Genomic DNA, 14,320 nt, shown 5'->3' with positions numbered 1-14,320 from the left:
TCAGGTGGCGGCAAGCCGCATCTGTGGATCGACCCAACCGAGTTCGAGTCGTCTTACGGGCGGCAAGGCGACCCACCACCAGATGCCGCCAAAACCGACGATGATCGCCGACACCACGAACGCCGAAAGGTACGAGCCGGTCTGTTGGATCAGCAGTCCGGTCAGCACCGGTCCGAAGATGCCGGAGCTGTTGCCAACGCCGTTCATCACTCCGACCCAGGTGCCCGCCGCTTCCGGGCCCGCATAAACTTGAGCGATCGCGTAGGGGTTGGTGCCGCCGATGCCGGAGAATAGGGCGCCAAACACGAGCCACGCCAGAATCGCCGGCGCCGAAACCGACAACCCTATCCCAAGGATCGAGACCGCATAAATCAATTGGTAAAGCGACAGCAGGCCCTTGCGAAGCCGACCTTCGTCCCACCCGCGTTTGACCAGATGGTCGGAATACCAGCCCCAAAAGAGTGCACCGAACCCTTGAACGACATAAGCGGCAGTGATCATCGTCGTCATTTCGAGGATCGACAGGTGGCGCACCTTGACCAGGAACAAGGGTAGCCATGCGAGCAGGAAATAGAAGCCGTACGTGTTGCAGATGTGGCCAATGCCCATCGCCCACACCGTGCGGTTGCGCATGACCAGGCGCACCGGCACATTCTTTCCGCTGCCGTGAGCATAGCTGCGCCACTGCGGCTTGGAGACGAACAGCCAGGGGACGATCCACAGCAAGGTGATCAGGCCGAAGGAGATGAAGATCGGACGCCAGCCGAAGTAACGGAGGATCAGGCCGCCGGCGAAGATCCCGAGCGCCGGTCCCCACGCGATCGAGACGGCAAGCGCGCTGTTGGCAAGTCCGCGTCGCTCGGCCGTTACGTGACGGGCAATGATCTTCGAAGCCGAGGGGAAAGCGACGCCCTCGCCGACGCCGAGCAGGACACGCAGTGCGACTAGCATCGCGAAGCCGTTGACAAAGCCGGTGAGAAACGTCGCGAGCGCCCACACCGCGAGCCCTGCCGCGATCATTCGATAGACGCAGAAGCGATCCGACAGCCAGCCAACTGCAAATTGCGCCGGCGCGTAAATCCAGGAGAAGGCAGAGACGACGACGCCGAACGCCGCGGCCGAAAGCATTAGCTCATCCTTGAGCTTGGGCGCGGCAATCCCGACCGCGCCGCGGTCGACATAGTTGAGCAGCACCATCGCGGAGAGCAGCAAGGTAAGCCACAAACCCGCGCTTCGGCTGCGCACGTCGCTCGTTGCTTCGACCAAAAACTTTTCCCCCGGCTTGCAGCGTAGCACGTGGGCGCGCGGGCTAGTAGCCGCCCTTCACCGCCGCCATGAAACGACCGATCAGGCCCCGGCTCGGCGCCTGCCGGGCGATCGGCCCGATGTCGCGGATGTCGCCGGTGCCCGACGACGCGAGCAAAGCGAGACCGACGAGGGTCGCGAATGCCGGGCCGCTGTGGGCATCGGGAAGGCCCGTCAGCTGTTTGGGCCTGCCAACCCGGACCGCCCGCCCAAGCACGCCCTGCATATAGTCGGCGATGTTCTTGAGATCGGCGCCGCCGCCGGTCAGCACGACCTGCCGCCCGACCGGGCCGGTGAAGCCGAGATCCTTGAGCGCCGCTTCGATCTCGCTGGTCAGCTCCTCGACGCGCTGGCGGATCACCATCATCAGCTGAGCCCGCGTGATCTTCATCGGCTCGACGCCCGGCTCCGCGCTCATCTGCGTCGCCTCGATCATCTCGTGGTTGTCGCGTGGGGACGTCATGGCCGAGCCGTAAAAGCATTTAAGCCGCTCGGCGTCGCGGCGCTGGACCGCGAAGGCGCAGGCAATGTCGTTGGTGATGTCGCGCGCTCCGAGCGGAACCGAGCGCAAGCCAACGAGCATTCCGCCGAAGTGCAGCGAGACATTCGTCACGTCGGCGCCGAGCTCGACCAGCGCCACGCCAAGCTCGCGCTCCTCGTCGCTGAGGCAGGCGAGCGCGGCCGCGATCGGCGAAGCGACGATGGCTTTGACGCCGAGGTGCGCTGACCGGATGACCGTGTCGATGTTCCGCAGCGGCGACGGGTCGGCGGCGATGACATGGATGTCGACCCCCAGCCGGTTGGCATAGAGGCCGATGGGTTGCTGCACGCCCTGGGCGCGGTCGATGGTGTAGAGCGCCGGGTGAGCGTGAAGCACGACCTGGCCGTTGCGGTCGATCGCACTCTTGCCGGCGTTGAGCAGAGCGTCGATGTCGGGCTGCTCGATCGGATGCCCGCCGAGCTCGGCCTCGACGCTGGCGACGTCGCTGACGAGGCCGCCGGCGCCGTAGCCAGCCCACACCTCTTCGACCGTCGTCCCCGACATGCGTTCGGCGAGCTCGACCGCCTCGCGCACGGCGAATTCGCTTGCCGCCATGTCGGTGATGTAGCCGCGCTTGACCCCGCGGCTTTCGCGCTGGCCGGTGCCGAGCACCGTCAGCCGGCCCTCGCCGTCCGGCCGGGCGATCATCGCGCTGACTTTCGACGAGCCGATGTCGAGCGCGGCGACCAGCGGTCGTTCGGTGGGCGCGGCCACTGCGCAGCTAGCCTTGCGGTTGCGTCGGCGCGGCCGCGATCGGCTCGCCCGGCGCGCGCGGAAGGCGGACGATCATCTTGTCCGCGACACGCAGGTCGAAGCGAACGATGCCGCGGCCGAGCAAGCCGCTCGACTTGTCGAGCCTGGCGAACTTGGTCAGCGCGCTGCCCGCGGCTGCCTCGCCTTCGGGCAGCGCGACCGTTTCGCCCGACTGGAAGTTGAGGTCCCAGCGCCGGCCCCCGACCCAGGTTGCCGAAGCGAGCTGCGGCTTCAAGGTCGGCACCTCGCCCATCAGGCGATCGAGCTGCTGCGCCCGAGCATTGGCGCCTGGCCCGATCAGCAAAGGCAGGTCGGGCATTCTGTCGATCGGCACGCGGTCGAGCACGACGCCTTCGGAATCGATCAGTGCAAGCTTGCCGCTGCTCTGCCACAAAGCAGCGGGCGAGCGCTCGACGATGTCGATCACCAAAGTGTCGGGAAGGCGGCGCGAGACGCGTGCGTCCTTGACCCATCCAAACCGCATCAGGCGCTCCCGGATCGCGACCACGTCGACCATCGCCTGCGACGCCTTGCTCGACCCCGCCCGCTCGGCGGCGCGGTGCAGCTCGTCGGTCACGACCTCGTCGACCGGACCGCGGCTCATATGGTTGAGCCCGACGATCTGATAGCCGCGGACGGTGAAACCGGCCTGGCCGACGGCGGCGCCGGCGACGCGCTCCGCCTTGGCCGGGATGTCCAGCGCGATCAGCACGACAAGGCCGATCGCAAGGAGGAAGGCGCCGAACACCAATCCTGCTACCTTGTTGGCGCGCGCCTGATTGACGGGAAGCCGCTTGGCGATCCTCTTCGGCGCTGCGACCTTGGCCGGGCTGCGCGACCTGGCGCGGCCGCCACCCCGGCGGACGTGCGCGGCGCTCACGCCCCAGATCCCTTGGCGAGCGCCTCCTCGATCAGCCGCTCGACCAGCTCGCCGTAGCCGATGCCCTTGAACCGGCCCTGTTCGGGGACGAGGCTGAGCGGGGTCATGCCCGGCTGCGTGTTGACCTCGAGCAAATAGATGCCCGCCTCGCCCTGCTCATCGTCCCAGCGGAAATCGGATCTCGACGCGCCCTTGCAGCCGAGCAAGCGGTGCGCTTTCGCTGCCATGTCCATCATCGCCTGCGCGATCTCGTCCGGGACCTCGGCGGGGCAGATGTGCTCGGTGAGCCCGTCGGTATATTTGGCGGCATAATCGTAGAAGCCGGCCTTGGGCCGCAGCTCGGTGACCGCGAGCGCCTCGTCGTTGAGGACCGCAACGGTCAGCTCGCGACCCTTGATGAACGGCTCGGCGAGAAGCTCGTCGAACTCCTGCCACGGGCCGGGCACGTCGCGCCCGATCGGCGACCCGTAATTGCCATCGGGAGCGACGATGGCGACGCCGACCGACGAGCCTTCGTTGACCGGCTTGAGCACATAAGGGCGCGCCATCGGATCGCCGCTGAACAGGCTTTCGCTTTCGATCACTTGCCCCACCGGCATGCGGATGCCGTGCGGCACCAGCACCATCTTGGTCAGCTCCTTGTCGATCGCAATGACCGAGGTCTCGAGGCCGCTGTGGGTATATTTGAGGCCCATCAGATCCATCATGCCCTGGACCGTGCCGTCCTCGCCGGGGGTCCCGTGGAGGGCGTTGAAAACCACGTCGGGCTTCAGCTCGGCGAGACGGGCGGCGACGTCGCGCTCCATGTCGAGCTCGGTGACGTTCGACCAACCGCGGGTCCGGAGCGCGTCGGCGACGCCCTTGCCGCTGGTCAGCGAGACTTCGCGCTCGGCAGACCAACCGCCCATCAGGACGACAATGTGAATGTCGCTGTTCATTCAGTCCCGACCCGCTGGATTTCCCATTCGAGGGTGATGTTGCTTTTCGCCTTCACGCGGCGGCGGACTTCCTCGCCCAGCGCCTCGATGTCGGCGCTTGTCGCGCTACCGAGATTGAGGAGGAAATTGCAATGCTTTTCCGAGACTTGGGCATCGCCAATCGTAAGCCCGCGGCAACCCGCGGCATCGACCAGCGCCCACGCCTTGTGGCCTGGCGGGTTCTTGAAGGTCGAGCCGCCGGTGCGACTGCGCAGCGGCTGCGATTCCTCACGGGCGCGAGCGATGGCGTCCATCTCCGCGCCGATCGCTTGCGGATTGCCCGGCGTGCCGCGGAACGTCGCTTCCACGACCACCGCGCCGTCGGGAATTTCGCTGTGACGATAGGTATAGCCGAACGTCTCCAGCGGCCATTCGACCAGCTCACCCGACCGCAATACCAGCTTGGCCGAGGTGAGGATGTCGCTGACCTCGCGGCCATAGGCGCCGCCGTTCATCCGCACGAACCCGCCGACGGTACCGGGGATGCCGCGCAGGAATTCGAGGCCGGCGATGCCGCGATCGCGCGCGGTCGATGAGACCAAAATCCCGCTTGCCCCGCCGCCGCAGCGCAGCGTCGTTTCGTCCAACTGCTCGATCTTAGCCAAGGCCTTGCCGAGCCGAACCACGACACCCGAAACCCCGCCGTCGCGGACGATGAGGTTGGAGCCGAGGCCGAGCGCCATTACCGGCACGTCCGGGTCGAGCTCGGCGAGCAGCTGCGCCAGGTCCTCGACGTCCGCCGGCTCGAACAGCCATTCGGCGCTACCGCCGCTCTTGAACCAGACGAGCGGCGCCAGCGGAGCATGCGCCGTGAGTTTGCCGCGCACGCTTGGCATGGTCGCGACGTCGCTCACTTGCGCGACCTCGCTTTGCCGAGGCCGTCCGGCAGCGTCGCCGCCCATTTGGTGATGTCGCCGGCGCCCATGCAAATCACCATGTCGCCTTCGGCCGCGAGATCGCGCAGCGCAGTGCAGAGGTCGTCGAGATCGGTGACCGCGCGCACCATGCGATGGCCGCGCGCGCGCAGCCCCTCCGCCAGCGCCGCTGCGTCGACGCCATCGATCGGCTCCTCGCCCGCTGGATAGACGGGCGTTACGAACACCACGTCGGCGTCGTTGAAGGCATTCTGGAAGTCGTCCATCAGTGCTTCGAGCCGAGTGTAACGATGCGGCTGCATGACCGCGATCACGCGCCCTTCCGCGCCTTCACGGGCGGCGGACAACACGGCCCTGATCTCGGTCGGATGATGCGCATAATCGTCAATCACGATCACGCCGTCGATTTCCCCGACCTTGGTGAAGCGGCGCTTGACCCCCTCGAATTTCTCGAAGCCGCTGGCGATCGCGTCGTCGGTCAGGCCGAGCTCCAGCGCGACCGCGATCGCAGCCAGCGCATTGAGGACGTTGTGCCGGCCCGGCATGGGCACGTGGACCCCCTCGATAGTCCGGCGCTCGCCGTCGCGTCCGAGGATCAGCGCATCGAACCGGCTGCCGCCCGGCACGGGAGTGACGGTGTCGGCGCGAACGTCGGCCAGCGCCGAAAAGCCATAGGTCACTACCCGGCGGTCGCGGATGCGAGACAGCACTCCCTGGACCTCGGGATGATCGACGCACATCACCGCGAGGCCGTAAAAAGGCACGTTCTCGATGAACTCGACGAACGCGTCCTTGACCGCGTCGAAGCTGCCGTAATGCTCGAGGTGCTCGGGATCGACGTTGGTGACGACCGCGATCGTTCCGTCGAGCCTCAAGAAGCTGCCATCGCTCTCGTCCGCCTCGATCACCCACCAGTCGCCTTTGCCGAGGCGGGCGTTGGAGCCGTAGCGGTTGATGATGCCCCCGTTGATGACGGTCGGGTCGAGCCCGCCATTGTCGAGCAGCGCGGCGATCATCGAAGTCGTCGTCGTCTTGCCGTGGGTGCCGGCGACGGCGACCGTCTTCTGCATCCGCATCAGCTCGGCGAGCATCTCGGCGCGCTTGACCCGCGGTAGGCGCCGCTCCGTCGCAGCGTCCATTTCCGGATTGCCGTCCTTGATTGCCGACGAGCAGACGACCACCGCCGCATCTCCGAGATTGTCCGCCGAATGGCCGATCGCGACCGAAATCCCCTTCTTGCGCAGCTTCTCGACGACATAGCTGTCGGCGACGTCCGAGCCCTGAACCTTGTAGCCGAGCTGATGCATCACCTCGGCGATGCCTGACATGCCGATCCCGCCGATCCCGACGAAATGGATCGTGCCGATGTCGGTACCCAAGGCCTTCATCATGCCGGCATTCCTGCGGCGGGAGCTTCACCCTTCACGCGCGGCGTCAGCACCGGCCCGACCGCGACCGGGGCGAGCCCGTTGCCGACGCGCTCGACGAGGTCGGCGAGGTCGCGCGCCGCGTGCGGCCGACCGACCGACAAGGCCCGGGCGGCGGCGTTGTTGAGCGCGATCGGATCGGCGGCCATCGCCTCGATCTGGCGCGCCAGTACCGTCGGGGTGAAGCCCGATTGCTGGATCGTGCGAGCGCCTCCCGCCTCGGTCATTTCGCACGCGTTCGCGGTCTGGTGGTCGTCGGTCGCGGCAGCAAACGGAATGAGGATCGCCGGCCGCCCCGCCGCGGTCAGCTCGGCGATCGTCGAAGCACCGGCCCGGCCGATCACGAGGTGCGCGTCGGCCAGCTTGTCGGGCATGTCCTCGATATAAGTCAGCAGCTCGGCGGGAATGCCGAGCTCGGCGTAGCGGCCGCGGATGCGCTCGATGTCGTCGGGCCGGCACTGCTGGACGATCTGCAAGCGGCGGCGCAGCGACGGCTGGAGCAGGCCGAGGCCTTCGGGCACGATTTGGCCGAGCACGGTCGCGCCCTGGCTGCCGCCGGTGACCAGGATCTTGAGCGGTGCGAACTCGTCGAACGGCGGAAACGGCAATTCGCCGAGCCGCGCGATCTCCTGGCGGACGGGGTTGCCGACCAGTACCGCCTTGCTCGCAAGCTTCGGCTTCAGGCGCTCGACCTTGTCGTAGGCGGTGCCGATCGCTTCGGCCTCGCCGGCGAGCAGCCGGTTGACCCGGCCGAGCACCGCATTCTGCTCGTGAAGGACAGTCGGGATCCTCATCGCGCTCGCCGCGAGGAGCGAGGGGAACGCCGGATAGCCGCCGAACCCGACGACCGCGTCAGGGCGATGCTCGCGATAGAGGCGCTTGGCCTCGGCGCGTCCTTTGACGATGGCACGAGCGGCCTTGAGCCAGCCGATCGGTCCGCCACCGAGACGCCCGGCGGGGAGGATAAGCACCGGCACGCCGTCGAACAGCCCCGGAAAACGTGCGCCGCGATCGTCGGTGATGAGCAGCACGCCGTGCCCGCGGCTCCGCAATTCCGCCGCGAGCGCGTGGGCCGGGACCATGTGGCCGCCGGTCCCTCCGGCAGCGAGGACGAAGTTCATGCGGTCAGCTGCTCCCCGCTCCACTTCACGACATAGGGCGAGCGCGTGAGATACGGGTTCCGGCGCGTGAAAGCGAGCAGCAAGCCCATGCCGATGGAGAGCGCGAGCATCGACGAACCGCCATAGCTGATGAACGGCAAGGTCATGCCCTTGGACGGCGCCAGCTGGACGTTGACCATCATGTTGATCAGCGCCTGCAGGCCGAACTGAATCGCCAGTCCAGCGGCGGCGAGAATCGCAAAGCTGTTGTCCTCATCGAGGAGCTTGATCAGCACCCGCGCGACGATCCCGAGATAGAGCGCGGCGATGGCCAGGCAGGCGATGAGGCCGAACTCCTCGCCGATCACCGAGAAGATGTAGTCGGTGTGCGGCTCGGGCAGCCCGAACTTGCGCGTGCCGCCGCCCGGCCCCATCCCGAACAAGCCGCCGGCAGTCAGCGTGCGCATCGCATTCTGGGTCTGGAAATTGTCGCCGGTGCCGAATAGGAACTCGTCGATGCGCATCGTCGCGACGTCGTAGAAGAAGTAGGCGAGAACCACCCCGATTACGCCCGCCACCGCGAGGCCGATCAGGATACGCAGGTTGACCCCGGCCAGCGCCAGCATCGCCAGCCACACCGAGCCGAAGATGATCGTGCTGCCGAAGTCCGGCTGCTTCATCAGCAGGAAGGCGATCATGCCGGTCACCGCGGCCGACAGCGTGAAGATCGGCAGCGTCTTGTCCGTTTCGCGCAGGCTGAGCAGCCAGGCCATGGCGATGACGAAGAAGGGTTTCAGGAACTCGGACGGCTGGACCTGGCCGACGCCGAACTCGATCCACCGCCGCGCACCGTTATGCTCCGGGCCGATGATCGGCACGAACAGCAGCAGGCCGAAGAAAAAGGCCGCGCCGAACAGCGAAATGCGCCGCGCCCGCTCGCGCGGCATCATCGAAATGCCGATCATTACCGGCACTCCGAGCGCGATCCAGGCGAGCTGGCGCCAGAAATAATAGAGCTCGTTGAAGCGGACGTTGCCCCCCGAATAGCGCTCCGCGGCGGCGGGCGAGGCCGCGGCGACGGCAATCAGCCCGATCGCGATCAGCACGCTGACCAGCAGCAGCAGGACCTTGTCGATTTCCCAGAACCAGCGCCCGAGCGCCGAGGTGTCGGACCGGCCGTAGCGGTCCGGATCGATCAGCGCGGCCTTGGCTTTGATCTGGCCCGAGATGCTCTTGATCATAACGCCCCCACTAGCTGGCGGAACTGGTCGCCCCGGTCCTCGAAGTCGCGGAACTGGTCGAACGACGCGCAGGCGGGCGACAGCAGCACCGTGTCGCCGCTCTCCGCCTCCGCCGCCGCTTCTCCCACCGCGCGCTCCAGGGTTTGACACTCTGCCACGGCCATGTGCGGGGACAAGAGCGAAGCGAACAATTCGCCAGCTTCGCCAATGGTATAGGCCTTGCGCACATGGCCGAAGTGCGGCGCACATTCGTCGAGACTGTCGGTCTTGGCCTGCCCGCCGCAGATCCAACGGATTTTTTCAAATGCGGCGAGCGCGGGAGCAGTCGCGGTCGGGTTGGTCGCCTTGCTGTCGTTAACGAAGGTAACGCCGTCCTTGTCGCGGACGCGCTCCATGCGGTGCGGGAGGCCACGGTAAGTGCGAAGGCCCTCTTCGATCACTGCTTCGTGAACCCCCAATGTTCGGCAAATCGCGATTGCCGCGCATGAATTCTGCGCGTTGTGGGGTCCTTGGAGCGCCGGCCAAGTCGCTTGAGCCGCGTTCCAACGCTCAAACCGTGCGGTCATCTCCGCAGTCACGTCCTCTTGACTGTCAAATCGCCTAGCGGGTGAGAGCTCCGGTTGGATGGTAAAGGCAACGTCTTCAATTTGGTCGATCGCCGGCTCGTGCCCAGTCCGATAGAGCGGAACCATCGCGAGTACAGCTACCCCGACGAAGGCTCGCTGGTGCCGCTGCTGCATGTCGAGCAGCTGCACTTTTGATGACTGGTAGGCCTCAAGACTCCCGTACCGGTCGAGGTGATCCGGGGTGATGTTGAGCAGCACCGCCACGTCGCAATCAAGGCTTTGCGTCAGGTCGAGCTGGTAGCTCGATAGCTCGAGCACATGGACGCCGCCCTCGGGCAGCGGGTCCTGGGCCAGGATCGGCAGGCCGATGTTGCCGCCCATCGTCGTCGGCACGCCCGCGGTCTGGAGGATGTGGTGGACCAGCGCGGTGGTCGTCGACTTGCCGTTGGTGCCGGTGATCCCGACCACCTTGTGCGGCGGCAGCTCGGGCCGGGCGCGGGCGAACAGCTCGATGTCGCCGATGATTTCAACGCCGGCGTCGCGGGCCCGTTGGGCGATGGGGTGGCGGTTGAGTGGCAGGCCGGGGGTGACGACGAGTGAGTCGAACTGGCTGAGGTCGATTTCGTCGAGATTTGCGATCTCCGTGCGGGCCGGAGTGCCGGCCCTCGCGTCCTCCTTCGCGTCCCAAGCGGTGACCCTCGCCCCGCTCGCGAGCAGCGCCTCGACGGTCGCCAGCCCCGACCGTGCGAGGCCGTAGACGGCGTAATGCTTGCCGGCAAAGGCGCGCGCGGTGATCACCGCAGTTTGAGCGTGCTCAGCCCCGCCAGCGCGAGGATGAAGCTGACGATCCAGAAGCGGATGACGACGGTCGGCTCGGACCAGCCGAGATGCTCGAAATGGTGGTGGATCGGGGCCATCAGGAAAACGCGCCGCCCGGTGCGCTTGTACACCGCGACCTGGATCACGACGGAAAGCGCCTCCAGCACGAACAGGCCGCCGACGATCACCAGCACGAATTCGTGATGGGTGGCGACGGCGACCGCACCGAGCGCGCCGCCGAGCGCGAGGCTGCCGGTGTCGCCCATGAAGACCGCCGCCGGCGGCGCGTTGAACCACAGGAAAGCGAGCCCGGCGCCGACGATGGCCAGCAGCAGCACGGTTAAGTCGCCGACGCCGAGGATGTGCGGAATGCCGAGGTAGGTCGCGAACCGCGCGTTGCCGACGAGATAGGCGATCAGCAGGAAGGCGAGGCTGGCGATGATCACCGGCATGGTGGCGAGCCCGTCGAGCCCGTCGGTCAGGTTCACGGCGTTACCGAAGGAGACGATCACGAACGCGCCGAACACGATGTAGAACCAGCCGAGGTCGACGACCGGACCCTGGACGAACGGCAGATAGAGGTTGGTCGTCCCATTGCGGACGATGATCCAGGTCGCCAGCCCGGCGATCAGGAATTCGAGCGCGAGCCGGGTTCGGCCGCGGAGCCCGGCGTGATGCGCCTTCTTCACTTTGTCGTAATCGTCGAGGAAGCCGATCAGTCCGAACCCGGCGGTGACCAGCAGGCACGCCCATACGTACGGATTGCTGAGCTCCATCCACAGCAGGACCGAGATCGACACCGAGATCAGGATCAGCAGGCCGCCCATGGTCGGCGTGCCGCGCTTGGCGAGGTGGCTCTGCGGGCCGTCGGCGCGGATCGGCTGGCCCTTGCCCTGCCGCTCGCGCAGGTAGGAAATGAACCACGGCCCGAGCAGCAGCCCGATGACCAGTGCGGTCGCGCTCGCCGCGCCGGCGCGAAAGCTGATGTAGCGGATCAGGTTGAGGACGCCGGGGAAGCCGAGCTGCTGGGCGATCAGGTAGAGCATGCGCCCTCCTTGACCATCCGTTCGACCAGCCTGGCAAGCCCGACCGAGTTGGATGCCTTCACGAGAATTGCATCGCCGGGGCGGATCTTGGCCGCGAGCTCTTTGGTTGCTTCATCGACATCGTTGGCGAGATCGAGGGACAGCTTGCCGATCACTTGCTCCGCCAGCGGCCGCATCTCATCGCCGATCAGGATGAGCTCATCGACGTGCGCGTCGAGCACTGCCGGGGCAAGGCCGGCATGAAGCGCGCCGCTATGCTCGCCGAGCTCGCGCATCGGGCCGAGGACGGCGATCCGCCGTGCGACATCCTTCTCGGCGCCCAGGCTCTTGAGCGTCGCCGCCATCGACGCCGGATTGGCGTTGTAGCTTTCGTCGATCAGCAGCACTTCGCCGCCATCGACCGCGATCATGTGGCGCTCGCCGCGGCCCTTGAGGCCGCCGAGATCAGCCAGCGCGAGGCCCGCAACCGCGACGTCCTCCCCCAGCGCCTCGACCGCCGCCAGGACCGCGAGCGCGTTGGACACCCAATGCTCGCCGCGTTGCGAGATGGTGAAGGTCAGCTCGCGCTCGAGGAGCGCGGCGCTGATCAGGCTCCCGCCGCCCTCGGCCGATACGGCGTGGACGGCATGAACGTCGGCATCGCCGCCGCCGAAGGTGGTGATCTGGTCGGCGCGGCGTCGCGCCGCCTTGAGCAGCCGGTCGCGGTGCGCCGAATCGTTGGGGATGATCGCGACCCCGTCCGGCTCCAGCCCCTCGAAGATTTCGGCCTTGGCGTCGGCGACCGCTTCCTCCGAGCCGAGGGTCTCAATGTGGGCCGGGGCGATCGCGGTGATCAGCGCCACATTGGGCCGGACCTGGCGCGTCAGCCCGGCGATCTCGCCCTTGTTGTTCATGCCCATTTCGAGCACCGCATACTCGGCATCGCGCGGCATTCGGGCAAGGCTCAGCGGCACGCCGGTATGGTTGTTGTAGCTCTTGACCGAGCGATGGACCTTGCCCGGCCGGCAGCGGCCGAGCGCCGCATACAGCGCTTCCTTGGTGCTGGTCTTGCCGACCGATCCCGTCACCCCGACGATGGTCGCATTGCAGCGCTGGCGCGCCTCGCGTCCCAGAGCCTGGAGCGCGGCAAAGGTATCGTCGACCAGCACATGCGGGCCATTCACTATCTGGGAGACGACGGCTCCGGCGGCACCTGCCGCAAACGCCGCGTCGACGAACGTGTGGCCGTCATGAACCGTGCCGGGCATGGCGATGAACAGGAAGCCCGGCTCGACCTCTCGGCTGTCGAAGGTCACGCCGGTCACCTCGAACGCCGTGCTTGCCGTCCCGCCGGTCGCCTGAGCGATCTCGTCGCTGGTCCAGAGCGGGGTCACGCCGCGCACTCCCGCGCGACCAGCGCATCGTCGAACGGAAGCACGCGGTCGCCGACGATCTGGCCCGTCTCATGACCCTTGCCGGCGACCAGGATAATGTCGCCCGCGGCCGCGAGACGGATTGCCTCGGCGATCGCTTCGCGGCGTCCGCCAACCTCCAGCGCCCCGGCAGCGCCAGTCATGATATCGGCACGAATGCGCGCCGGATCCTCGCTGCGCGGATTGTCGTCGGTAACGATCACGACGTCCGACAGCCGCATCGCGACCGCGCCCATCTGCGGACGTTTGCCCTGGTCGCGGTCGCCGCCGGCGCCAAACACGGTGATGAGCCGTCCTTCGACGTGCGGGCGAAGTGCCGCGATCGCCGCCTCGAGCGCGTCCGGCGTGTGCGCGTAGTCGATATAAACGGGAACCCCGGCGCGGCTGATCACCGCGCGCTCGAGCCGCCCGCGCACCGGCGCGACGCGCTGCATTGCCGAGAAGGTCGCGCTCCATTCGCCGCCGGTGGCCAGCACCAGGCCCGCCGCGGTCAGCACGTTGGAGGCCTGGTAGGCCCCGATCAGTGGAAGCGCGAGCCGGTGCGGCTTGCCGTCATGTTCGAGCATCAGGGTCTGGCCGAGCGGGCTTGGCGATTGCTCGACCAAGCGGATCGTTTCTCCTTTGCGGCCGACCGTCATCACCCGGTGTCCGCGTGCCTTGGCGCGTTCAACTACCTCGCCCGACCTGGGATCGTCGGTCCAGATCACCGCCGGCTTCCCGGGCGGCAGTAGGTCCTCGAACAGCCGCATCTTGGCTTCGAAATAGGCGTCCATCGTCTCGTGATAATCGAGGTGGTCGCGGCTGAAATTGGTGAACGCGGCGGCAGCCAGCGGAACGCCCTCGGCGCGCGACTGGTCGAGTCCGTGGCTCGACGCCTCGTAGGCGACATGGGTCATGCCCATCCGCTTGAGACCGGCCACGTTGCTGAGGAAAGTGACAATGTCGGGGGTGGTGAGGCCGGTCTTCACCTGATCGTCGGAGGTTGTCACGCCGAGCGTCCCGATCGATGCGGAGCGGTGCCCGAGCATGCGCCAGATCTGCCGCGTCATCTCGACCGTCGAGGTCTTGCCGTTGGTGCCCGTCACGGCGACGACCGTGTCGGGATACGGTGCATAGAATTTCGCAGCGAGGCTCGCGAACAGCCGCCGTGGATTGGGGTCGGACAGATGCGGAACGTCGGGCACCGGGGCGCCCGGCCGGGCCACCACCGCAACCGCGCCGCGATCCACCGCATCGCCGATGAAATCCTCGCCGCTGAAGACGGCACCCTTGAACGCGCCGAACACGCTGCCGCGCGCGACCTTGCGATGGTCGATGACAAAACCGGTGACTTCGGAATCGGAACGGACGTCCGCGAGGTCGGACAAGCGCACCCTAT

The 14,320-nt window shown here is 66.9% G+C and carries 12 protein-coding genes; all 12 read right to left on the bottom strand.

The window, feature by feature from the left end; translation table 11 throughout:
- The 12 genes from N539_RS15210 to N539_RS0103265 are packed head-to-tail and all read right to left on the bottom strand — an operon-like array spanning position 1 to position 14,315.
- On the bottom strand, positions 1-1,266 hold the full coding sequence (locus N539_RS15210) for an MFS transporter (RefSeq protein ID WP_156029730.1): 1,266 nt from the start codon (positions 1,264-1,266) through the stop codon (positions 1-3).
- A gap of 43 nt (positions 1,267-1,309) precedes the next feature.
- Positions 1,310-2,560, bottom strand: coding sequence for a cell division protein FtsA (ftsA, locus tag N539_RS0103315; protein WP_028969113.1), 1,251 nt, complete (start codon positions 2,558-2,560; stop codon positions 1,310-1,312).
- Positions 2,561-2,567: 7 nt separating this feature from the next.
- Complete coding sequence (locus N539_RS15205) at positions 2,568-3,479, bottom strand: cell division protein FtsQ/DivIB (protein ID WP_051531252.1); 912 nt, start codon at positions 3,477-3,479, stop codon at positions 2,568-2,570.
- Positions 3,476-4,417, bottom strand: a complete 942-nt coding sequence (locus N539_RS0103305) for a D-alanine--D-alanine ligase (RefSeq protein WP_028969112.1) — start codon at positions 4,415-4,417, stop codon at positions 3,476-3,478. Before N539_RS0103305 ends, N539_RS15205 begins: the two co-directional genes overlap by 4 nt.
- Positions 4,414-5,292: a UDP-N-acetylmuramate dehydrogenase gene (gene murB, locus N539_RS0103300; RefSeq protein WP_037552047.1), complete on the bottom strand. Its 879-nt coding sequence runs from the start codon at positions 5,290-5,292 to the stop codon at positions 4,414-4,416. The genes N539_RS0103305 and murB overlap by 4 nt, the downstream gene beginning before the upstream one ends.
- Before the next feature lie 14 nt (positions 5,293-5,306).
- Positions 5,307-6,719: a UDP-N-acetylmuramate--L-alanine ligase gene (gene murC, locus N539_RS0103295; protein ID WP_028969110.1), complete on the bottom strand. Its 1,413-nt coding sequence runs from the start codon at positions 6,717-6,719 to the stop codon at positions 5,307-5,309.
- Positions 6,719-7,879 (bottom strand): undecaprenyldiphospho-muramoylpentapeptide beta-N-acetylglucosaminyltransferase, encoded by a 1,161-nt coding sequence (murG, locus tag N539_RS15200; protein ID WP_037551774.1) that lies wholly within the window; start codon positions 7,877-7,879, stop codon positions 6,719-6,721. The genes murC and murG overlap by 1 nt, the downstream gene beginning before the upstream one ends.
- The gene (locus tag N539_RS0103285; protein WP_051531250.1) at positions 7,876-9,099 is read right to left on the bottom strand and encodes an FtsW/RodA/SpoVE family cell cycle protein; all 1,224 of its coding nucleotides are present in this window, start codon (positions 9,097-9,099) and stop codon (positions 7,876-7,878) included. The genes murG and N539_RS0103285 overlap by 4 nt, the downstream gene beginning before the upstream one ends.
- Positions 9,096-10,463: a UDP-N-acetylmuramoyl-L-alanine--D-glutamate ligase gene (gene murD, locus N539_RS0103280; RefSeq protein WP_028969108.1), complete on the bottom strand. Its 1,368-nt coding sequence runs from the start codon at positions 10,461-10,463 to the stop codon at positions 9,096-9,098. The genes N539_RS0103285 and murD overlap by 4 nt, the downstream gene beginning before the upstream one ends.
- On the bottom strand, positions 10,460-11,530 hold the full coding sequence (gene mraY, locus N539_RS0103275; RefSeq protein WP_028969107.1) for a phospho-N-acetylmuramoyl-pentapeptide-transferase: 1,071 nt from the start codon (positions 11,528-11,530) through the stop codon (positions 10,460-10,462). The genes murD and mraY overlap by 4 nt, the downstream gene beginning before the upstream one ends.
- A complete protein-coding gene (locus N539_RS0103270; RefSeq protein WP_028969106.1) occupies positions 11,518-12,903 on the bottom strand; it encodes a UDP-N-acetylmuramoyl-tripeptide--D-alanyl-D-alanine ligase in 1,386 nt (461 codons plus the stop codon). The genes mraY and N539_RS0103270 overlap by 13 nt, the downstream gene beginning before the upstream one ends.
- Entirely contained in the window at positions 12,900-14,315 is a 1,416-nt protein-coding gene (locus N539_RS0103265) for a UDP-N-acetylmuramoyl-L-alanyl-D-glutamate--2,6-diaminopimelate ligase (RefSeq protein ID WP_028969105.1), read from the bottom strand. Before N539_RS0103265 ends, N539_RS0103270 begins: the two co-directional genes overlap by 4 nt.
- Between the last annotated feature and the right edge of the window lie 5 nt (positions 14,316-14,320).

Origin of the sequence: Sphingomonas sp. URHD0057, from assembly GCF_000620665.1 — a bacterium.
Classification (GTDB): domain Bacteria; phylum Pseudomonadota; class Alphaproteobacteria; order Sphingomonadales; family Sphingomonadaceae; genus Sphingomicrobium.
This window is presented reverse-complemented; position numbering and strand designations above follow the sequence as displayed.